The following is a 20,358-nucleotide window of genomic DNA, read 5'->3' on the forward strand; positions in this document are numbered from 1 at the left end:
CCCCCCCACCGCGGGGAGATCACCACTAGGGTGGGGGTGCGTTTCCACCCGCGAACCGGAGCAGTGATGCCCGCCTCGACCTCGGCCCCCGCCAGCACCGTCCGCGAGCTCGTCCGAGCCGCTGTCGCCGACCGCGACCCGCAGTGGGGTGACGGCCTGCCGGACGCCCTGCGCGGGGGCAGCGCCCCCGAGCGCCTGCTGCTCGACTACTTCGCGCACACGGCGGTGGAGGACCTCGCCGACCACGACCCCGCCGAGCTCGCCACGGCCGTCGTCTCCCACGTCCGCAGCGGCCTGCGGCGGGCACCGGGCACGACCCTGGTCCGGGTCGTCGACGGCGTGGACTCCGGTGCGGGCGCGGGCCGCTCCACCGTCGAGGTCGTCACCGACGACATGCCGTTCCTGGTGGACAGCCTGACCGCCGCCCTGACCCGGTCGGGGCGGGGGATCCACCTGCTCGTGCACCCCCGGCTGGCGGCCAAGCGCGACGACGACGGCGTGCTGCTCGACCTGCACGACGTCGGGACCGCGCCGCCCTCGGAGCCGGCGGAGTCGTGGATCCGCATCGAGGTCGACCGGCACACCGGTGAGGGCGCGGACGGCGACGGGGGGCTCCTGGCCGAGCTGCGGGCGGTGCTCGACGACGTGCGGGCGGCCGTGAACGGCTGGCAGCCCATGCGCGCGCGGGCCCTGCAGATCGCCGACGCCCTCCAGATCGACCCGCCGCGCGGGGTCGCCGAGACCGAGCTGCGGGTGGCCGAGCGGTTCCTGCGCTGGATGGCCGACGACCGGTTCACCTTCCTCGGCTACCGCGAGTACGACCTGCGCACCTCCGGGGACGACGTCGTCCTGGCGGCGCGCTCGGGGACCGGTCTCGGGGTGCTGGCCGACCGGCCGGGCCGGGCCGGGGGGCGGGAGCGGACGCTGTCGGGCCCGGTGCGCGACAAGGCGACCGAGCCGCAGGTGCTGGTCGTCACCAAGGCCAACGCGCGCGCGACGGTGCACCGGCCGGCGTTCCTGGACTACGTCGGGGTCAAGACCTTCGACGAGCAGGGTCGGGTCGTCGGCGAGCGCCGGTTCCTGGGGTTGTTCACCTCCGTCGCCTACACCGACTCCGTCAAGCGGGTGCCGGTCGTCGCGGAGAAGGTCAACGACGTCCTGCAGCGCGCGGGCTTCGGCTCCAGCGGGCACTCCGCCAAGGACCTGCTGAGCATCCTCGAGACGTTCCCCCGCGACGAGCTGCTGCAGTCCGACGTGGGCTCGATCCTGAGCACGGCGATGGCGGTCCTGCGCCTGCAGGAACGTCGCCGGACCCGGTTGTTCCTGCGCCGCGACGACTACCGCCGGTTCATGTCGTGCCTGGTGTACCTGCCGCGCGACCGCTACACGACCCGGGTGGGGGCCCGCATCGAGGCGTCGCTGCTGGAGGCCTTCGACGGCGGGTCGGTCGAGTCGACGCTGCGGGTCTCGGAGTCGGTGCTGGCCCGGCTGCACGTCGTCGTCCGCGCCCGCGCCGGGGAGGAGCTCAGCGACGTCGACGTCTCCCGCCTGGAGGCGGACGTCGCGCGGGCGGCGCGGTCGTGGGACGACGACCTCGCCGACGCCGCCCGCGCGCAGCTCGGCGACCGCGAGGGCGCGGCCCTGGTGGCCCGCTGGGCGGGGGGCATCCCCAACGGCTACCGCGCCGCCGTCGACGTGGAGCGGGCCACGCGGGACCTCATCCGCGCCGGTGAGCTGCTGGCGGCCGGGGGCGAGGTGCCGGTCCTGGACCTGCGCGAGGACCCCGATCAGCCCCGCACGTGGCGGTTCACGAGCTACCGCACCGCCCCGGTGACCCTCAGCGCGGTCCTGCCGGTGCTCACCGACCTGGGGGTGGAGGTCACCGACGAGCGTCCGCACGTCGTCACCCGCGACGACGGGCGCACGGTGCACATCGACGACGTCGGGCTGCGGCTGCCCGTCGACGTCTGGCAGCTGGACGCCGACCCCGCGGCGGCCCGGACCCGGTTCCGCGAGGCGTTCGCGGCGGCCTGGACGGGGCGCGCGGAGAGCGACGCGCTGGCCCGGCTGGTCCTGGCGGGGCAGCTGGACTGGCGCCAGGTCGCGGTCCTGCGGGCCCTGGTGCGCTACCTGCGGCAGGTGGGGCTGGCGTACTCGCTCGACTACGTCGCGAACTGCCTGCTCGCCGACGTGGGTCTCACCCGGCTGATCGTGCGGTTGTTCGAGGCGCGGTTCGCGCCCACCCGCCCGGGTCACGAGGACGAGCGGGCCGAGCTCGTCGACGCGCTGGTGGAGGAGACCCACGGCGCTCTCGAGGGTGTCGACGGCCTCGACGCCGACCGGATCCTGCGGGCGCTGCTGTCGGTGGTGCGGGCGGTGGTGCGCACCAACGCCTACCAGTCCGGGCCCGACGGGCGCCCGCACGAGCACCTCTCCTTCAAGCTGTCGCCGCGGCTGGTGGCGGGCATGCCCGAGCCGGCCCCGCACGCGGAGGTGTGGGTGTACTCCCCGCGGGTGGAGGGCGTCCACCTGCGCTTCGGGGAGGTCGCGCGCGGCGGGTTGCGCTGGTCGGACCGCCGCGAGGACTTCCGCACCGAGGTGCTGGGGCTGGTGAAGGCGCAGATCGTGAAGAACGCCGTCATCGTCCCCACCGGGGCCAAGGGCGGTTTCGTCGCCAAGCGGCTGCCGGACCCGTCGGTGGACCGCGACGCGTGGTGGGCGGAGGGGATCGCCTCCTACCGGACGTTCATCAGCGGGTTGCTCGACATCACCGACGACCTGCGGGTCGTGGAGGACGAGCAGGGGCGCCAGGTCCGGGTCACGGTGCCGCCGGTCGACGTCGTGCGCTACGACGGCGACGACTCCTACCTCGTGGTCGCCGCCGACAAGGGCACGGCGAGCTTCTCCGACATCGCCAACGAGATCGCGGTGTCGCGGGGCTTCTGGCTGGGCGACGCGTTCGCCTCGGGCGGGTCCGTCGGCTACGACCACAAGGCGATGGGCATCACCGCGCGCGGGGCGTGGGAGAGCGTGCGCCGCCACTTCCGCGAACTGGGCCACGACACCCAGACGCAGGAGTTCACCGTCGTCGGCGTCGGGGACATGAGCGGGGACGTCTTCGGCAACGGGATGCTGCTCTCGGACCGGATCCGGCTGGTGGCGGCCTTCGACCACCGCCACGTGTTCCTCGACCCCGACCCCGACCCGGCCTCCTCGCACGCGGAACGGGCGCGGTTGTTCGCCCTGCCGCGGTCCTCGTGGGAGGACTACGACCCCTCCCTCATCTCCGCCGGCGGCGGGGTGTACCCGCGGACGGCGAAGTCGGTGCCGATCAGCCCGCAGGTCGCCCAGCGCCTCGGCCTGGGGACCGAGGTGCGGTCGATGTCGCCGGTGGAGCTGCTGCGCGCGGTCCTGGCCGCGCCGGTGGACCTGTTCTGGAACGGCGGCATCGGCACCTACGTGAAGGCGTCGACGGAGTCGCACGCCGACGTGGGGGACAAGGCCAACGACGCGATCCGCATCGACGGCCGCGACCTGCGGGTGCGGGTCGTGGGGGAGGGCGGCAACCTCGGGCTGACCCAGCGCGGGCGGATCGAGGCCGCGCTGGCGGGCGGGCCGGTGGGGGCGTCGGGGGCGCGCGCCGGGGTGAAGCTGAACACCGACGCCATCGACAACTCCGCCGGGGTGGACTGCAGCGACCACGAGGTCAACATCAAGATCCTGCTGGACCACCTGGTCTCGCGCGGTGAGCTCGAACCGGGGGACCGCAACGACACGCTGCTGCGGATGACCGACGAGGTCGGCCGGCTGGTGCTGCGCGACAACTACGAGCAGAACGTCGTCCTCAGCGTCGAGGGGGCCTTCGCCGCGGGGTTGCTGCCGGCGCACCGGAGGTTCCTGGACTCGTTGCAGCGCAACGGGGACATCGACCGGCGCCTGGAGGCGCTGCCCTCGGGACCGGAGCTGGACCGCCGCGCTCGCGACGGGGGCGGGCTGACGATGCCGGAACTGTCGGTGGTCATCGCCCACGCGAAGATCAGCCTGGGCCGGGAGGTCCTGGCCAGCGCCCTGCCGGACGAGGAGTGGGTGGCGCAGACGCTGCGGGGGTACTTCCCGGCCGAGCTGGGGCAGCGCTTCGGGGACCACCTCGCCGACCACCCGCTGCGCCGGGAGATCGCCACGACCGTCCTGGTGAACCACGTCGTGGGCACCGGCGGGCTGACGTTCGCGTTCCGGGCCGCGGAGGAGACCGGGTGCGACCTCGCCGACGTGGTGCGGGCCTTCGTCGTCGCCACCGCGGTCTTCGGCCTGCCGGAGCGCGCCGCGGCCGTGGAGGCGCTGGACGGGACCGTGGAGGCGTTCGTCCAGTCGCGGATGCGTCAGGAGCAGCAGCGGATGCTGGACCGCTCGGTGCGCTGGCTGCTGCACGCCCGCCCGGAGGGCGTCGACGTGCCCGGGGAGATCGGGCGGTTCCGGCCGGCCGTGGAGCGGCTGGCGCCGCGGATGGGGACGTTCATGCGCGGGGAGGACGCGCAGGCCGTCGCGACGGAGGCGGCCTGGTTCACCGAGCGCGGGGTGGAGGAGGCCGAGGCGCGGCGGACGGTGTCGCTGCTGGCCACGTTCCCGCTGCTGGACGTGGTGGAGGTCGCCGGCGCGTCGGGCCGGGCCGTGGAGGAGGTCGCGGCCACGTGGTACGAGCTGTCCCACCGCTACGGCATCGAGGGGATGCTGGCGGGCATCGCGGCCCTGCCCCGCACCGACCGGTGGCAGTCGCTGGCCCGCGCGGCGCTGCGCGACGACCTGTACTCCGCGCTGCGGGACCTCACCGCCGCGGTGATCGCGCACGCCGGTCCCGCGGAGGCCGTCGACCCGGTGGCCGCGGTCGAGGCGTGGGAGACCGCCCACGCCCCGGCGGTGCGCCGCGCCCGCCAGACCATGGGGGACCTCGAGGGCGAGCCGGGCGCCGGCGACCTCGCGGCGCTGTCCGTGGGGCTGCGGACGTTGCGGACGGTGCTGCGTGCGGGCTGACCGGTTCCGCGGCCGCGGCGCGACGTAGGCTCGCGGGGTGCCCACCATGTCGGACCTGCTGCGCTCGGAGACCGCCGTCGACGGTGGTGAGGCGGAGTGGTTGCGGTTGCTCGTCGGCGACTGGCAGCTGATCTCCGACCTCTCCTTCGCCGACCTCGTCCTCTGGGTGCCCTCGGCCGACCGCCAGCACTTCGTCGCCGTCGCCCACTGCCGGCCCACCACGGGCCCGACGGTCCACTACGACGACGTCGTCGGGGCGGTGCTGGAGCGGGGTCGCCGCCCGCAGGTCGACACGACCTTCGACGAGGCCCGCAGCCTGCGCGGCCGGGACCCGGAGTGGGACGACGACGTCCCGGTGCGCGAGGAGACGATCCCCGTCGTGCGCGGGGGCGTCGTCCTGGGCGTGCTGGCCCGGCACACCAACCTGGCGACCTCGCGGACGCCGAGCCGGTTGGAGCTGAACTACGTCAAGTGCGCCGACGACCTCACCCGGATGATCGCCGACGGGGACTTCCCGCAGACCGCGGCGCCCACCGGCCCGCGCCGCGGTGCGCCGAGGGTCGGGGACGGGATGCTGCGCCTGGACGCGGAGGGGGTCGTCACCTACGCGAGCCCGAACGCGCTGTCGGCGTTCCACCGGGCGGGGCTGATCGGGGAACTCGTCGGCGCGAACCTGGCCGAGATCTCCAGCTCCCTGGCCGCGAGCCACCTCCCCGTCGACGAGTCGCTACCGCTGGTCGTGACCGGTCGCGCTCCGTGGCGGACGGACCTGGAGACGGACGCCGCGACGTTGTCCATGCGGGCGATCCCGTTGACGCGCAGGGAGAACGGGACGACGACCCGGATGGCGGCGCTGCTGCTGGTGCGCGACGTCTCCGAGCTGCGCCGTCGTGAGCGGGAACTCATGACGAAGGACGCCACCATCCGCGAGGTCCACCACCGGGTGAAGAACAACCTGCAGACGGTGGCGGCGCTGCTGCGCCTGCAGGCCCGCCGGATCGTGTCGGAGGAGGGGCGGTCCGCGCTCCAGGAGGCGATGCGCCGCGTCTCGACCATCGCCACCGTGCACGAGACCCTGTCGCAGGGGATCGACGAGAACGTCGACTTCGACCAGGTGCTCGACCGCTGCCTGATGATGGCCGCCGAGGTCGCGATGGAGAACGCCGAGCGGGTCCGCACCGTGCGCGAGGGGAAGTTCGGGGAGCTGCGTCAGGAGGACGCGACGGCGCTGGCGCTGGTGCTGACGGAGCTGGTGACCAACGCCGTGGAGCACGGGTTCGGGTCCGACCGCGCGGGAACGGTCGTGGTGAAGGTGGAGCACACCGACGACGACCGGCTGGAGGTCGTCGTCAGCGACGACGGGATCGGGTTGCCCGAGGACTTCCAGGTCGGCAGCTCCGGTCTGGGGACCCAGATCGTGCGGTCGCTGGTGGCGGGGGAGCTGCGCGGGCGCATGGAGTTCGGGTCGAGCGGGTCCGGGGGCACCGAGGTGCGGCTGGACCTGCGGGTGCGGCGCGACCCGTCGCAGATCGGGAGCGTCCGCAACTGAGGCCCAGACGCCGAACAGCCCCCGACCTCGTGGATCGGGGGCTGCTGGGCGGGCTGGGGGTGAGGTCAGCTCGCGCGACGGGCGCGGGCGGCGCGCCGCTTGAGCGCGCGGCGCTCGTCCTCGCTCATGCCGCCCCAGACGCCGGCGTCCTGACCGGTCTCCAGGGCCCACTTCAAGCAGGAGTCGACGACGTCGCAACGACGGCAGACGGCCTTGGCCTCTTCGATCTGGAGGATGGCCGGACCCGTGTTCCCGATGGGGAAGAAGAGTTCGGGGTCTTCGTCGAGGCAGGCAGCGCGGTGGCGCCAGTCCATGGGGGTTCCACTCCTTCTAGCGTGTGCGGTCTCAGTACGCGCGTGTCTTCATCGCCGTGACGAGGTGGGACACGCGGGATCCCTGAGCACCGGCAACGCCGGCGGTGCCGGGACACGCGTCCCTGGTCCGCAGGAGACCAGGGGGCGACGCGTGTCGGGGATCGCGTTCGGGATCCAGAGTCACATCCCGCGGCGCTTCCCACAAGGGGTACGGCCGGGCCGTTCGTGGAGGAAGCGTGTCAGCTTCGTCACATGGACGTAACACGGATGACCCCTTCCGGTAATCCCAGATCTTCCCGCGAGCCTCGACGACACGCCGAGAGGCCGTCCCCCCGAGGGGGGGCGGGCACCGCGGGTGGGTCGTAGCGTGCTCCCGTGCCCTCCGGTCCCGTCCACCAGCCTGCGGCCCTGCCGCGCCGCTCGCCACTCCTGACCCTGATCGGGGTGCTGGTCCTCTTCGAGGCGGTCGTCCTCGTCGCCGCCGCGGCCTACCTGCTGCGCGGCCTGCTCGGCGGGGACGTGACGGCCCCGATCGCGGCCGCCGCCATGGTCGGCGCCGCCCTCGTCTTCGCCGTCGCGATCGGCTTCTGCGGCCGGGGGCTGCTGCAGCGCGCGACGTGGGCGCGCTCCCCGGTCGTGGTGTGGCAGCTGCTCCAGCTCGCCGCGGGGATCCCCGCGTTCAGCGGCGGGTCGCCGTGGATCGGCGCCGCGCTCGTGCTGCCCGCCGTGGTCGTCCTCGTCGGGCTCTTCCTGCCCTCGGTGTCGGCGCAGGTCTCGCGCTGACCCGAGTGGGACGGGGACCCGGGCTCAGCCCGCCTCGTCGCCCAGACCCTCCCGCAGCTGGGCCAGGGTGCGGGTGAGCAGGCGGGACACGTGCATCTGCGAGATGCCCACCTCGGCGGCGATCTGGGACTGGGACATGCCCCGGACGAAGCGCAGGGCCAGGATCCGCCGCTCCCGCGCCGGCAGCCCGGCCAGCAGCGGCCGCAGGGCCTCGCGGTTCTCCACGTTCTGCAGCGCGTCGTCGTCCGCCCCCAGGGAGGCCACCAGCGAGGTCGGCGACCCGGTGTCCAGCGGCAGCGTGGAGTAGGCGTTGGCCGACTCCAGGACGTCGACCACGTCCTCGGGGTCGTACCCGGTGCGCTCGGCCAGCTCGGCCACCGTCGGGGCCCGGCCCAGCTCGTGGGTGAGCGCCTCCCTCGCGTCCCCCAGGGCCCGTCCCGCCTCCTGGATGCGCCGGGGCACGCGCATGGCCCACCCGCGGTCGCGGAAGTGCCGCTTGATCTCACCGAGCATCGTCGGGACCGCGTAGGCGCCGAAGGGGACGCCCCGAGAGGGGTCGAAGCGGTCCAGGGCCTTCAGCAGACCGATCGTCGCGACCTGCACCAGGTCGTCCTGGGGTTCCCCCCGCCCCAGGAAGCGGGCGGCCAGGTGGTCGGCCAGCGGCAGGTGGCGCCGGGTCAGCTCCTCGCGCAACCGGGCCCGCTCGGGGTCCTCGGGGTCCAGCGACGCCATCCGCGAGAGCAGGGGAGCGTCCTCCACGTCGCGGGAGGAGGGCAGCACGAGAGGTGCCCCGGCCGGCTCCGCGTCGGCGGTCGCGGCGGGTGCGGGGGTCTCGGGGCCGTCGTCGGCGAGGAGGTGGTCCGGCCCGGGGGACTCCGCCGGCGGCGGCAGCGACCGGGCCTCGTCGGCTCTGCGGTGCGGGTCGATGACCCCAGGGTCGCCGGGGTCCGGGGTGCGCGCCACCGGGACGTCGCGCGCCCGCGGGCGCGGAGGCGTCCGGTTCACCCGACCCCCACGACCAGGCTCGCCCCCACCCCGCTGGTCCTGCTGTGCCGCAACACGATCCACGCCCCGGTCGAGGAGGTGCCGGTGAAGACCTCGCCCACCAGGGCCTCCAGCACGGCCCAGGCGAAGCTGGAGCGCTCGGGCAGTTCGCGCGCCGGACCGCGGACCTCCACCTCGAGGGTCCCCTCGCCCAGCCGGAACGTGGCGACGAGGTCGTCCTCGCCCGGCGCCGAGCCCAGCAGCAGCGTGCAGGCCTCGTCGACGGCGATGCGCAGGTCCTCGATCTCGTCGAGGGTCAGGTCCAGGCGGGCGGCCAGACCGGCGCTCGCGGTGCGGACCACGGTCAGGTACGCCGGGTCGGCGGGCACGCGCAGTTCCACCATGTCGGTGGTCGCGTCCGGGGCCGGTGCGCCCACCGGGTCACCGGTCGTGGGGGTCGACACGGGTCAGCGTCCTCTCGAGACCGGGTGCGGGGAGCACGCGGCAGCTTGGTAGATGCTCACGGTAGACAGTTGACCACGATGGGTCACATCCGGTCCGGGGGGGAGCCCAGGGCGTCCAGCCCCCGGCCGTCCACCCGCCAGACCGTCCAGTCCTCCTCGGGACGTGCGCCCAGCGCCCGGTAGAAGTCGTGCGCGGAGGTGTTCCAGTCCAGGACCCAGAACTCCAGCCGCCCGAACCCACGCTCGGCGCAGACCCGGCCCAGCTCGGCGAAGAACGCCCGCCCGATCCCGGCCCGCCGGTGCTGCGGGCGGACGAAGAGGTCCTCCAACCACATGCCCTGCCGCCCCAGCCAGGTCGAGAACGTCGTGTACCACAGGGCCATCCCCGCGACCTCGACGCCGTGGTCGGTCTCCACCTCGGCCAGCACGCACCCGATGCCCGTGCCCGGCGCCAGGGCCCGGGCGAAGTCGTCGGCGGTGGCCGTCGCCGCGTCCGGTTCGCGCTCGTACTCCGCCAGCTCGCGGACCAGCTCGGCGATGCTCGCCCCGTCCGCGGGACCGGCGGTGCGCAGGGTGAAGGCGGGGCTCACACGACCACGGTAGGCCAGGTCGCCGTGCCCGTCCCAGCCCCCGCGGGCTCCACTCCCGCGGTCGCCACGCGCACGCTCGTCCACCGGCCCCCGCGCACCACGAAGCCCGCCCCGACGCCCCGCCCCGGGGCCGCCACCGGTCGCCGGGAGACCACCTCGGCGGGCACGGTCCCCTCGCGCCCCAGCAGGACGGTGGTGCGGGCGCCGGTGCGCGCCAGCGCGGCCAGGCCGCGGAAGGCGCCGGCCACCTCCGCCCCGTCGCCGGCCACCACCAGCCGCACCGGCCCCCCGCGCGCGAGCGCCGCCACCAGGACGTCCTCCACCCCCGGCGGCAGCGGCCGTCCGACGTCGTCGACCAGCACCAGCCCGCCCCCCGCCAGGACCTCCCCGAGCTCCTCCGGGCGCGCCTCGCGCGCCCACGACGCCGTCCGCCCCGCCCGGGCCTCGGCCGCGGCCAGGACCCGCAGCACCGACGTGCGCCCGCTGCCGGGCGGGCCGCAGACCAGCACCGTCCCCGCGGGGTCGACGGTCACGACCTCCGCCGCGTCCCCGCCCCGTCCCAGGGGGAGTGAGGAGCCGCCCACGCCCACGACGGCGTCGACGGCGTCCCCGTCGTCGACCCGCCCGGGCAGCGGGGCCACCGCCAGGCGCGCGGGAGCCCCGGGTGCGGGGACCGGGAACGGCAGGGCCACCTGGACCTCGTGACCGCGGCCGTCGACGACGAGGAGACCCCGCCCGGGCGGGGCGTGGCGGGGGACCTCCGCCGGCCGCACCCCCAGCAGGGCCGCGTCGGTGCGGTCGGGCAGGCGCAGCAGCACCACCTGAGCGCACGCGGCCGCGACCGGGCCGGTCAGCGCCTGCCGGTCCGCGGCCACCACCACCCGGAACCCGACGCCGGAGGCCTCCCGCAGCAGGCGCAGCAGCGCCTCCGGGCCCGCGCTCGGGTCGGCCCCCGCCAGCGCCGTGGACCACGCCTCCCAGCCGTCGACCACGAGCACCACCAGGGGCGCGCCCGCCCCGGGGGCGGCCCCGAGCGCGCGGCGGCGCTCGACCTCCTCCTGCAGGCGCTGCAGGAGCCGGCCGGCCCGCCAGACCTCCGCCGCCGTCACCACCGACCCCGTGCGGCCCCGCCCGGCGAGGTCGACGAGGCCGCCGCCGGCGTCCAGCACGTGGACCTCCACCTCGGCGGCACCCGGGCCGCGCCCGGCCGCCGTCACCAGCCGGCGCAGCAGCGTCGTCCGGCCGCTGCGCACCCCGCCGACGACGAGGAGGTGCCCGCCCGCGCCGAGGTCCCAGCCGGCGACCTCCCGGCGCTGGGCGTCGGGGCGGTCCAGCAGGCCCCACGTCAGCACCGCCCCCGGACCGGCGGGCACCTCGTCGGGGGGCAGCACGCCCGGCAGCGGCGGCGACCACGGCGCGGGGGGCACCTCCCCGCCCGCGGCCGCCGCCACGACCGCGTCCACCAGCAGCGGGAGGTCGTCGACCTCCCCGGCCGCCGACCCCGCCCCCGGGGCGCGCACCCGCACCCCGCGCTCACGGGCCGGTCCCGACAGCCGGGCCACCTGGAAGGTCTCCAGCCCCTCGCTGCCGCGCCGCAGGACGGCCCGGCCGGGGGTGCGGTCGCTGAAGCCGGCCGGGGCCGGGTCGCCCACCACGTCCTCGGCGTCGACCCGGTCCTGCACCCGCAGGACGATCCGCAGGTTGGTGTTCGCCCGGATCTCCGGGCTGACCACCCCCGCCGGGCGCTGGGTCGCCAGCACGAGGTGTACCCCCAGCGACCGCCCCACGACGGCCAGGCGCACCAGGCCGTCGACGAAGTCGGGCAGTTCCTGCGACAGCACCCGGAACTCGTCCACCACCACCACGAGCCGGGGCAACCGGCCCGGGAGCAGGTCCCGCACGTCGTCCGCGCCGGCGCGGGCGAGCACCTCCTCGCGGCGGCGGACCTCGGCGCGCAGGCTGCGCAGGACCCGCGCGGCCAGCTGCTCGTCGAGGTCGGTGACCACCCCGGCCACGTGCGGGAACCGGGTGCAGGGCCCGAAGGCCGCCCCGCCCTTGTAGTCGACCAGGACCAGCTGGACCGCCTGCGGGGAGAACCCCGCGCACAACCCCGCCACCAGCGTGCGCAGCAGCACCGACTTGCCCGACCCGGTCGTGCCCGCGACCAGCGCGTGCGGCCCGTCGACCACCAGGTCCACCGACCGGGTCCCGCCGGCTCCGGCCCCCAGCGCCACGGTGAGCCCGGGGGCGGGGGCCCGCCACGTCCGGGCCAGGTCCTCGGGCCCGGTGGGACCGAGGAGGTCGCCCAGGCGGACGTCGACCGGGGTGGTCGCGGCCCGCGCGCCCCCCGCGTCGCGCAGCGGGGCCAGGGCGCGGGCCACGGCCTCCGCCCAGCTCGCGTCCACCCCGTCGGCGCGGAAGTCCACGGACCCCTGCTCGGTGTGCGACCGCGCGGGCGCGGGAGCGAGGTCCACCACGGAGCGGCACTCCGCGGGCAGCTCGGAGACGGTCGGCGCGAGGCAGACCACGTGCACGCCGTGCCGGGCCCCGGCGACGAGCAGCTCCGCCAGCCGCGGGTCCGAGCGCCACCGCGCCACCCCGTCGAGCAGGACGACGAGGTGGTCCTCGCCCGCCCACCGCTCGGCCCCGCCGCGGGTGGTGGCCCGCCGTCGCGCGAGCGCGCGGGCCGCCGCGTCGAGGGCCGTCCCGTCCGAGGCGTCCAGGTGCGGGAGCCAGCGGGTCCAGGCCCACTCCTCCCCGTCCCCCGCCACGGCCAGCCGCACGCTCGCCGGGGAGTGCCAGGCCGCGACCTGGGCGAGGAGCAGCCGAGCGGTGCGCAGCAGGGCGGGACGGTCCCCGGCCAGCCCGAGCGGCCCCCGGGTCAGGTCGACGTTCACGGGGACGTCGTGCAGCAGCGGGTCCGGAGCCTCCGCCCCTCCGTCGGCGGTGCCGGTGGTGCCGACGGCACCGGCACGTGCGGGGCGGACGAGGCAGGTCAGGGCGGGGCGGTCCCCGAGGCCGAGCCGGCAGTGCAGGTGGTCGGGGTGCTCCGCGGAGCGGGCGAACAGCCGCTCCCCGCGGGCCAGCACCTCCGCCAGCAGCGCGCCGGCGTCCGGGGCGAGGTCGTGGGCGCGCGCGTGCTCCGCGGCCAGCGCCTCCCGGTGGGTGCGCCGCACCGCGTCGCGCGCCGCGGCCAGCTCCGCCCCGCGACGGAGGGCGCCGGCCGCCCACCGGCGCCGCTGCGTCCACCACTGCCCGCCCACCAGCAGCGGGGAAACCAGCCCCAGCAGCAGCGACAGCGGGCTCCACACCAGGGCCAGCACCCCGGCCACGGCCAGCGGGACGAGCAGGGCCAGCACGGGCAGCTCCGGCCGCTCGGGCGCGGGCTGCTCCGCGGGCCAGTCCAGGACCCGCGCCTCGACCTGCGGGACCAGGCGCGGCGGTCGGTTGAGCAGCAGGTGCCCGCGCCCGTCCGGTCGGACGCTGGCGGGCCGGGGCGGGAGGGGCCCGAGGTGGAGCACCGTGTCGCCCACCGCCACCCGCGCGGGCAGGTCCAGCGCGCACCCGTCGCGCACGGGTTCGCGCTCGTCGCCGCGCAGCCACGTCGTGCCGTTCAGGGACCCGCGGTCGCGCAGGCTCACGGAGCCGTCGTCGTGCACGGTGACCTCTGCGTGCCGCCGCGACACCGACGGGTCGTCCAGGGCCAGCGCCGAGGCCGCCCCCGGCCGGCCCACGAGGTGGGTACCCGCCCCCAGGGACAGCAGGCGGCCGGCGGCGGGGCCGGCGACCACCCGCACCGCGACCCCCGCCGGCGCGGGCGCCGCGAGGGGACCGGGGACGAGTGCGCCGGCCAGCAGCGGCGGCCGGCCCAGGACGGCCGCGGCGACGGGTTCCCCGCCGGCGCGCCACTCCTCCTCCCACCCCGGCGGCCAGGGACCGGTCAGGGGTTCCAGGAGTTCCCGCACCTCCGACAGGGTGGTGCCGGCGGGGTCGTCGACCGGCAGGTCGATCTCCACGTCGGAACCCAGCACGGTCATCCGGAACGGCACCGCCGGATCGTGGCACGGCGCCCCCCGGCGCCACCGGACCTCGTCCACACCCCCGGCCGGCGGGGAGTTGTCCACATCACCCGAACGCCACGACGTCCTCCTGCCCTACCGTCGGCGGGCCGGGGACGGGAACCGGGCGGGGAGGGGAGGTGGCCGTGGACGCGGTGCGGATCGTCGAGGACGAGGTGCGCGCGCTAGTGCGCCGGCGCATCGCCGCCGGGAACTTCCGCGGCGAACCCGGGGAACTGCGCGCCCTGGTCGACGGCGCGGTGCTCGACTACGACCTGCGTTCCCTCGACGGCTCGCTGCCCGGGCTGGGGGACCGGGACGCCGCGGTGCGGACCGTGGTGGCCGCCGTCTCCGGTTTCGGTCCGCTGCAACGGTACTTCGACGACCCCGACGTCGAGGAGATCTGGATCAACGAGCCCGGGAAGGTGTTCGTCGCCCGCCACGGGGTCGCGGAACTCACGACCACGATCCTCGACGAGGACACCGTCGCCGAACTCGTCGAGCGCATGCTGGCCAGCACCGGCCGCCGGGTCGACCTCTCCAGCCCGTTCGTGGACGCGTCGCTGCCCGACGGTTCCCGCGTCCACGTGGTCATCCCCGACGTCACCCGCCGGCACTGGGCCGTCAACGTGCGCCGGTTCGTCGCGCGGGCGCGGCGGCTGGAGGACCTGGTGGAACTGGGGTCGCTGACCGCGCCGGCCGCGCGGTTCCTCGCCGCGGCGGTCGCCTCCGGGTTGAACCTCCTGGTGTCGGGAGCGACGCAGGCCGGGAAGACGACGCTGCTGAACTGCCTGCTGAGCGCCGTTCCCGCCCACCAGCGCGTCATCACCTGCGAGGAGGTCTTCGAGCTGCAGCCCTCCGCCCGCGACGTCGTCGCGATGCAGTGCCGCCAGCCGAACCTCGAGGGCCGCGGGGAGATCCCCCTGCGCCGGCTGGTGAAGGAGGCGCTGCGGATGCGCCCGGACCGCCTCGTGGTGGGCGAGGTGCGGCAGGAGGAGAGCCTCGACCTGCTCATCGCCCTGAACTCCGGCCTGCCCGGCGCGGCGACGGTGCACGCGAACTCCGCGGCCGACGCGGTGGCCAAGATGTGCACGCTCCCGCTGCTGGCCGGGGAGAACGTCACGAGCGGTTTCGTCGTCCCCGCGGTGGCGGCGAGCCTGGACCTGGTCGTGCACGCGGAACTCGACGGCGGGGGCCGCCGCCGGGTGCGCGAGGTCCTCGCGGTCACCGGCCGCAGCGAGGGCGGTGTCGTCGAGACCGCCGAGGTGTTCACCACCCGCGAGGGCGCCCTCGTCCGCGCGACGGGCTGGCCGCCGCACCGGGACCGCTTCGCGCGCGCCGGTTTCGACCTGACCGCGCTGCTCGCGGAGGCGCGCTGATGGGCGGCGTCGGGGTCGGCGGGCTGCTCGGGGTGGGGTTGTTCTGCGCCTGGTGGGCCTGCTGGGAGCGGGTGCCGTCGCGGACGGCCCGGCGTTCCCCCTGGGCGCGGGTGCGCGAACTCCTCGACGCCGCGGGGATGCGGGAGGTCCCGGCCCCCGCGCTGCCGCTGGCCTGCCTGCTCGCGGGGCTGGTGTCCGCCGTGGCGGTGACGGGGATCGGGCGCGTCCTGGTCCTGGGTCTCGCCGCGGGGACCGCCGCGGCGGTCCTCCCGGTGGCCGCCGTGCGCTCCCGGGCCCGGCGACGCCGGCAGGAGGCCGCCGCGCAGTGGCCGGACGTGGTCGACACCCTGGCCTCGGCGGTGCGGGCCGGGGCGTCGCTGCCGGAGGCGGTGTGCGCCCTGGCCGTGCGGGGCCCGCGGTCGTCGCGTCCCGCCTTCGCCCGCTTCGCCGCCGCCCACCGCGCCAGCGGCGCCTTCGAACCCGAGCTGCGGCGGTTGCAGGACGAGCTCGCCGACCCGGTGTTCGACCGGCTGGCGGCCACCCTGCGGATGACGCGGCAGGTGGGGGGCAGCGACCTCGGGACCACGCTGCGGACCCTCTCGGGCTACCTCCGCGAGGACCAGCGGACCCGCGGGGAACTGCTGGCCCGGCAGAGCTGGACGGTGTCCGCCGCCCGGCTGGCCGTTGCCGCGCCGTGGGTCGTCCTGGCGCTGCTGGCGACCCGGCCGGGCACGCTGGAGGCCTTCGACACCGGCGCCGGGGTGGTCGTCCTCGGCGCGGGGGCGGTGGTGTCCGCGGGCTCGTACGCGGTGATGAGCCGGCTGGGGCGGTTGCCCAGCCCCCGGCGGGTCCTGTCGTGAGCCCCGTCGGTACCGGGGCCCTGCTCGGGCTGCTCGGGGGGACGGGACTGGCGGTGCTGGTCCTGCTCTCCCCGTGGCGCCGCACGCCCGACCTCACCGCCCGGGTCGCGCCCTACCTGCGCGCTGCCGGACCCCGGGCGGGGGACTGGTGGCGCGAGCCGCTGCGCAGCACCGGGACGGCCGTCGCGGCGCGGCTGGGCCCCGGGCGGGTGGTCGCCGAGCGGCTGGCCGTCCTCGACCCCGGCGGCGACGCCGAGGCCGAGGCGGCCCAGCACCGCGCGGAGCAGGTCCTGTGGGCCGTGGCCGGAGCGGTCCTCGCGGTGCTGCTCGCCCGGGTCGCGGCGGGTCTGCCGCCGCTCGCGGTGCTGGCGCTGCTGGTGTCCGGCGGGGCCGGCGGTGCGCTGGCCCGCGGGGAGCTGCTGGCCCGGCGAGTGCGGGTGCGCCGCGGGGAGATCGCCGCCGACCTGCCCGACGTCGCGGAGCTGCTCGCGCTCTCCGTCGGGGCGGGGGAGAACGTCGTCGCGGCCCTGGAGCGGGTCTCGGCCGGTTCCGGCCCGCTGTGCGCGCAGCTGCGGCACAGCCTGGGGCGGGTGCGCACCGGGACGCCGCTGCTGGACGCCCTGGTGGACCTCGCCGGCCGGTGGGGCGTGGCGCCCTTCACCCGCCTCGTCGACGGGATCGCCGTCGCGGTCGAGTCCGGCAGCCCGCTGGCCGAGGTGCTGCGGGCGCAGGCCGCCGACGCCCGGGAGGCCGAGCGCCGGCGGCTGCTGGAGACCGGCGGGCGGCGAGAGGTCCAGATGATGGTCCCCGTCGTGTTCGGGGTCCTGCCCGTGACCGTGGTGTTCGCGGTCTTCCCCGGCCTCGCCCAGCTGCAGCTGGGCTGACCGCCCCGTGCCCCGGATCCCGCGAGCCCCGAGATCCCCCCCGAACCGAACCACCGAACCGGACCACCCCACCGAACCTGGAGACGAAACGTGTCGACGCTCGACCTGCGCCGGGTGCGCAGCTGGATCGCCCGTGCCCTCGACCACGGCGACGACCGGGGCGACGTCCCCGGCTGGGTCCTGGTCACGATCATGACGGCCGGGTTGGTCGTGGGCCTGTGGGCGATCGCCGGCCCCCGGCTGGAGGCGGTGTTCACCCAGGCCATGGACGCCGTCGTCGGGCAGCTGTGAGGGGTTCTCCCCGCACCGCCGCGGCCGCCGACGAGGGGTCCGCGGTCGCGGAGTTCGCCGCCGTCGCGGGGCTGCTCGCCCTGCTGTTCGCCGCGGTCGTGCAGCTGGCGGTCGTGCAGCACGTGCGCGCCACGGCGGCCGACTGCGCGGGGGAGGGAGCCCGCTTCGGGGCCCTGCGGGGCAACACCCCCGAGCTGGGGGCGCAGCGCAGCCGGGACCTGCTGGCCGCGTCGTTGTCCCCGCGCTTCGCCCGCGACGTCGAGGCGGGCGTGGTCGAGGTCGGCGGGCTGGCCGTCGTGGAGGTCGACGTCGTCGCTCCGCTGCCCGTCGTGGGCCTGCTCGGGGTGGGACGCGGGCTGCACCTGCGCGGCCACGCCGTGCTCGAGGGTGCCGCGTGAACGCCGGCGCGCGCCCCGGGCCGGAGGCCGGGGTGAGCGACGGGGGCAGCGCCGCGGTGGAGTTCCTCGCCGTCGGGGTGCTGCTGCTGGTCCCGATCGCGTACCTCGTCCTCACCCTCGGCCGGGTCCAGGCCGCGACGTTCGCCGCGGAGTCCGGTGCGCGGGAGGCGTCGCGGGTCGTGGCCGCGGCGCCGCGGGGGGAGAGCGCGGCGCGGGCGGCGGTCGCGCTGGCGCTGGCCGACCAGGGGTTCGCCCCCGCCGCGGGGGACCTGGCGCTGGAGTGCGCGGCCGACCCCTGCCGCTCCCCGGGCGCCGAGGTCGTCGCCACCGTACGCGTCGAGGTGGACCTGCCGCTCGTCCCGGGGTTCCTGGCCGCTGCGGTCCCCGCGCGGGTGCCCGTGCAGGTGCGCCGGGTCGCGGTCGTGGACCGCTTCGTCCCGTGAGGCCGCCGCCGGCGGGACGGGCGCGCGACGAGGGCCGGATCGCGCTGCTCTCCCTCGGGTTCGGGCTGCTGGCCCTGGTCCTGGTGCTCGTCGTCGTGTCCGCCTCGGCGGTCCACCTGCAGCGCAAGCGCCTCCACGCCCTGGCCGACGCCGCGGCCGCCGACGCCGCCGACGCCCTGGACGGGGCGACCTACTACGCCGGCGACGGCGAGCGGCTGCTCTCCGACGCCTCGGTGCGGGCCAGCGCGCAGGACTACCTGGGCGGTCAGGGCGACCTGACCGGCGTCGTGGTGGCGGAGGGGACCGGGACCCCGGACGGGCGGACGGCGGTCGTCGTGCTGGCCGTGGAGGTGCAGCCGGTGTTCGCGGCGTTCGTCCCGGAGGCGTTCGCGGGCGGGATCGGGCTGAGCGCGACCTCGCGCGCGGTGGCCGACCTGCGCTGAGCGTGCCAGCCTCCGGGCGTGAGCGATCTGAGCGGGGCCCGGGTGCTGGTGACGGGCGCGAGCGGCGGTCTCGGCCGGCCGGTCGCGGCGCGGCTGGTGGGCGCCGGGGCCCGCCTGGTGCTCAGCGGGCGCGACGCGACGCGCCTGACCGGCCTCGGGGGGCACCCGGTGGTGGCGGACCTGCGCCTGCCCGGGGAGCCGGAGCGGCTGGTCGCGGAGGCGGTGGCGCACCTGGGCGGGCTGGACGGGCTGGTGCACGCCGCGGGCGTGGTGGCGTTCGGGCCGGCGGAGGAGGCCGACGACGAGCTGCTGGACGAGCTCTTCCTCGCCGACGCCCTGGGCCCGATCCGGTTACTGCGCGAGGCCGTCCCGCACCTGCGCGCCTCCGGACCGGGGTCCTTCGCGGTGGTCCTGTCCGCGGTGGTCGCCGAGCGCCCGCAGCCGGGGATGGCGGCCTACTCGGCGGCCAAGGCGGCGCAGAGCGCCTTCACCCTGGCCCTGGCGCGGGAGGTGCGCCGCGAGGTCCGCGTGCTCGACGTGCGGCCCCCGCACACCGAGACGGGCCTGGCGCAGCGCCCGGTGGCGGGGACGGCGCCGCGGCTGCCGCGGGGGCTGGAGCCGGACGCGGTGGCGGAGCGGATCGTGCGCGCGATCGTCGACGACGAGCGCGAGCTGCCGGCGGCGGCCTTCGGCTGAGGCCCCGGTGGGGCCGCGGGGGAGAGACCAGGGCCGGCGCCGGACGTAGACTCGTCGGTCGTGGCCATCGACTTCCCCTCCGAGATCTCCGCCCTCCGCACGACCTACGCGTCGATCCGGGAGGTGTCGGACCTCGACGCGCTGCGCAAGGAGCTGGCCGACCTCAACGACGAGGCCGCCGCCCCCAGCCTGTGGGACGACCCCGAGCACGCCCAGACGGTGACCAGCCGGCTCTCCGCCGTGCAGGCCGAGCTCGACCGCATCGAGAAGATGGGTGGGCGCATCGACGACCTCGAGGTGCTCGTCGAGCTCTCCGAGGACGAGCACGACGCCGACTCCCTGGCCGAGGCCGAGACCGAGCTGAACGAGGTCAAGGAGCAGCTCGCCCAGCTGGAGGTCCGCACCCTGCTGTCGGGGGAGTACGACAGCCGCGAGGCGATCGTCACGATCCGCTCCGAGGCCGGGGGCGTCGACGCCGCCGACTTCGCGGAGATGCTCATGCGGATGTACCTGCGCTGGGCCGAGCGCCGCGGCTACAAGTCCGAGGTCTACGACACCTCCTACGCGGAGGAGGCGGGCATCAAGTCCGCGACCTTCAAGGTCGCCGCGCCCTACGCCTACGGCACCCTCAGCGTCGAGCAGGGCACCCACCGACTGGTGCGGATCTCGCCCTTCGACAACCAGGGCCGGCGCCAGACGTCGTTCGCCGGGGTCGAGGTGCTGCCGGTGGTGGCCGAGACCGACCACGTCGACGTCCCCGAGAACGAGGTCCGCGTCGACGTCTACCGCTCCTCGGGCCCCGGGGGCCAGTCGGTCAACACCACCGACTCCGCGGTGCGCCTGACCCACCTGCCCACGGGCATCGTGGTGACCTGCCAGAACGAGAAGTCGCAGCTGCAGAACAAGGCCGCCGCGATGCGCGTCCTGCAGGCGAAGCTGCTGGAGAAGGCCCGCAAGGACCGCCAGGCCGAGCTGGACGCCCTCAAGGGCGACGACTCCGGCTCGTGGGGCAACCAGATGCGCTCCTACGTGCTGCACCCGTACCAGATGGTCAAGGACCTGCGGACGAACTACGAGGTCGGCAACACCTCGAGCATCTTCGACGGGGAGATCGACAGCTTCCTCGAGGCGGGGATCCGCTGGCGCAAGCAGGGTGAGAGCTGAGGATCACCCGTCCGGACCAGGGCGACTGCG

Annotated in this window: 17 protein-coding genes; 12 read left to right on the forward strand and 5 right to left on the reverse strand. The window is 76.3% G+C overall.

From position 1 onward, the window contains the following. Positions 1-66 precede the first annotated feature (66 nt). Together KRAD_RS14930 and KRAD_RS14935 are read left to right on the forward strand one after the other, a co-directional pair. On the forward strand, positions 67-5,028 hold the full coding sequence (locus KRAD_RS14930; RefSeq protein ID WP_012086458.1) for an NAD-glutamate dehydrogenase: 4,962 nt from the start codon (positions 67-69) through the stop codon (positions 5,026-5,028). Between the two features lie 46 nt (positions 5,029-5,074). Next, positions 5,075-6,577 (forward strand): sensor histidine kinase, encoded by a 1,503-nt coding sequence (locus KRAD_RS14935; protein WP_012086459.1) that lies wholly within the window; start codon positions 5,075-5,077, stop codon positions 6,575-6,577. A 65-nt stretch (positions 6,578-6,642) separates the two neighbouring features. On the opposite strand, the gene KRAD_RS14940 is transcribed toward KRAD_RS14935, so the two are convergent. Beyond that, positions 6,643-6,891 carry a WhiB family transcriptional regulator gene (locus KRAD_RS14940; RefSeq protein WP_012086460.1) on the reverse strand — a complete coding sequence of 83 codons (249 nt, stop codon included), beginning with the start codon at positions 6,889-6,891 and terminating at the stop codon, positions 6,643-6,645. A 375-nt stretch (positions 6,892-7,266) separates the two neighbouring features. Between KRAD_RS14940 and KRAD_RS24465 the strand changes: the two genes are divergently transcribed. Next, positions 7,267-7,674, forward strand: coding sequence for a hypothetical protein (locus KRAD_RS24465; RefSeq protein ID WP_012086461.1), 408 nt, complete (start codon positions 7,267-7,269; stop codon positions 7,672-7,674). A 24-nt stretch (positions 7,675-7,698) separates the two neighbouring features. On the opposite strand, the gene KRAD_RS14950 is transcribed toward KRAD_RS24465, so the two are convergent. From KRAD_RS14950 to KRAD_RS14965, 4 genes are all read right to left on the reverse strand, one after another. Next, entirely contained in the window at positions 7,699-8,679 is a 981-nt protein-coding gene (locus KRAD_RS14950; RefSeq protein ID WP_012086462.1) for an RNA polymerase sigma factor SigF, read from the reverse strand. Then, positions 8,676-9,062, reverse strand: a complete 387-nt coding sequence (locus KRAD_RS14955; protein WP_049821502.1) for an ATP-binding protein — start codon at positions 9,060-9,062, stop codon at positions 8,676-8,678. The genes KRAD_RS14950 and KRAD_RS14955 overlap by 4 nt, the downstream gene beginning before the upstream one ends. A gap of 143 nt (positions 9,063-9,205) precedes the next feature. Next, positions 9,206-9,712 (reverse strand): GNAT family N-acetyltransferase, encoded by a 507-nt coding sequence (locus tag KRAD_RS14960; RefSeq protein WP_012086464.1) that lies wholly within the window; start codon positions 9,710-9,712, stop codon positions 9,206-9,208. Beyond that, entirely contained in the window at positions 9,709-13,761 is a 4,053-nt protein-coding gene (locus tag KRAD_RS14965; RefSeq protein WP_157873612.1) for an FtsK/SpoIIIE domain-containing protein, read from the reverse strand. Before KRAD_RS14965 ends, KRAD_RS14960 begins: the two co-directional genes overlap by 4 nt. Positions 13,762-13,910: 149 nt before the next feature. Here KRAD_RS14965 and KRAD_RS14970 point away from each other — a divergent pair, with 149 nt between their 5' ends. The 9 genes from KRAD_RS14970 (at position 13,911) to prfB (ending at position 20,328) form a co-directional block, all read left to right on the forward strand. Continuing rightward, a complete protein-coding gene (locus KRAD_RS14970; protein ID WP_012086466.1) occupies positions 13,911-15,149 on the forward strand; it encodes a TadA family conjugal transfer-associated ATPase in 1,239 nt (412 codons plus the stop codon). Beyond that, the gene (locus KRAD_RS14975) at positions 15,149-16,009 is read left to right on the forward strand and encodes a type II secretion system F family protein (RefSeq protein WP_012086467.1); all 861 of its coding nucleotides are present in this window, start codon (positions 15,149-15,151) and stop codon (positions 16,007-16,009) included. Before KRAD_RS14970 ends, KRAD_RS14975 begins: the two co-directional genes overlap by 1 nt. Next, positions 16,006-16,893 carry a type II secretion system F family protein gene (locus tag KRAD_RS14980; RefSeq protein WP_012086468.1) on the forward strand — a complete coding sequence of 296 codons (888 nt, stop codon included), beginning with the start codon at positions 16,006-16,008 and terminating at the stop codon, positions 16,891-16,893. Before KRAD_RS14975 ends, KRAD_RS14980 begins: the two co-directional genes overlap by 4 nt. A 105-nt stretch (positions 16,894-16,998) precedes the next feature. Further along, positions 16,999-17,184, forward strand: a complete 186-nt coding sequence (locus KRAD_RS14985) for a hypothetical protein (protein ID WP_049821503.1) — start codon at positions 16,999-17,001, stop codon at positions 17,182-17,184. Further along, the gene (locus KRAD_RS14990) at positions 17,181-17,582 is read left to right on the forward strand and encodes a TadE/TadG family type IV pilus assembly protein (protein WP_041292130.1); all 402 of its coding nucleotides are present in this window, start codon (positions 17,181-17,183) and stop codon (positions 17,580-17,582) included. The genes KRAD_RS14985 and KRAD_RS14990 overlap by 4 nt, the downstream gene beginning before the upstream one ends. Beyond that, positions 17,579-18,025, forward strand: coding sequence for a TadE family protein (locus KRAD_RS14995; protein WP_012086470.1), 447 nt, complete (start codon positions 17,579-17,581; stop codon positions 18,023-18,025). The genes KRAD_RS14990 and KRAD_RS14995 overlap by 4 nt, the downstream gene beginning before the upstream one ends. Continuing rightward, a complete protein-coding gene (locus tag KRAD_RS15000; protein ID WP_012086471.1) occupies positions 18,022-18,468 on the forward strand; it encodes a pilus assembly protein TadG-related protein in 447 nt (148 codons plus the stop codon). Before KRAD_RS14995 ends, KRAD_RS15000 begins: the two co-directional genes overlap by 4 nt. Positions 18,469-18,486: 18 nt before the next feature. Next, positions 18,487-19,164 carry an SDR family NAD(P)-dependent oxidoreductase gene (locus KRAD_RS15005; protein ID WP_041292131.1) on the forward strand — a complete coding sequence of 226 codons (678 nt, stop codon included), beginning with the start codon at positions 18,487-18,489 and terminating at the stop codon, positions 19,162-19,164. A 60-nt stretch (positions 19,165-19,224) separates the two neighbouring features. Beyond that, positions 19,225-20,328 carry a peptide chain release factor 2 gene (gene prfB, locus KRAD_RS15010; protein WP_012086473.1) on the forward strand — a complete coding sequence of 368 codons (1,104 nt, stop codon included), beginning with the start codon at positions 19,225-19,227 and terminating at the stop codon, positions 20,326-20,328. Positions 20,329-20,358: the final 30 nt, after the last annotated feature.

The sequence above is a fragment of the Kineococcus radiotolerans SRS30216 = ATCC BAA-149 genome (assembly GCF_000017305.1).
GTDB classification, from domain to species: Bacteria; Actinomycetota; Actinomycetes; order Actinomycetales; family Kineococcaceae; genus Kineococcus; species Kineococcus radiotolerans.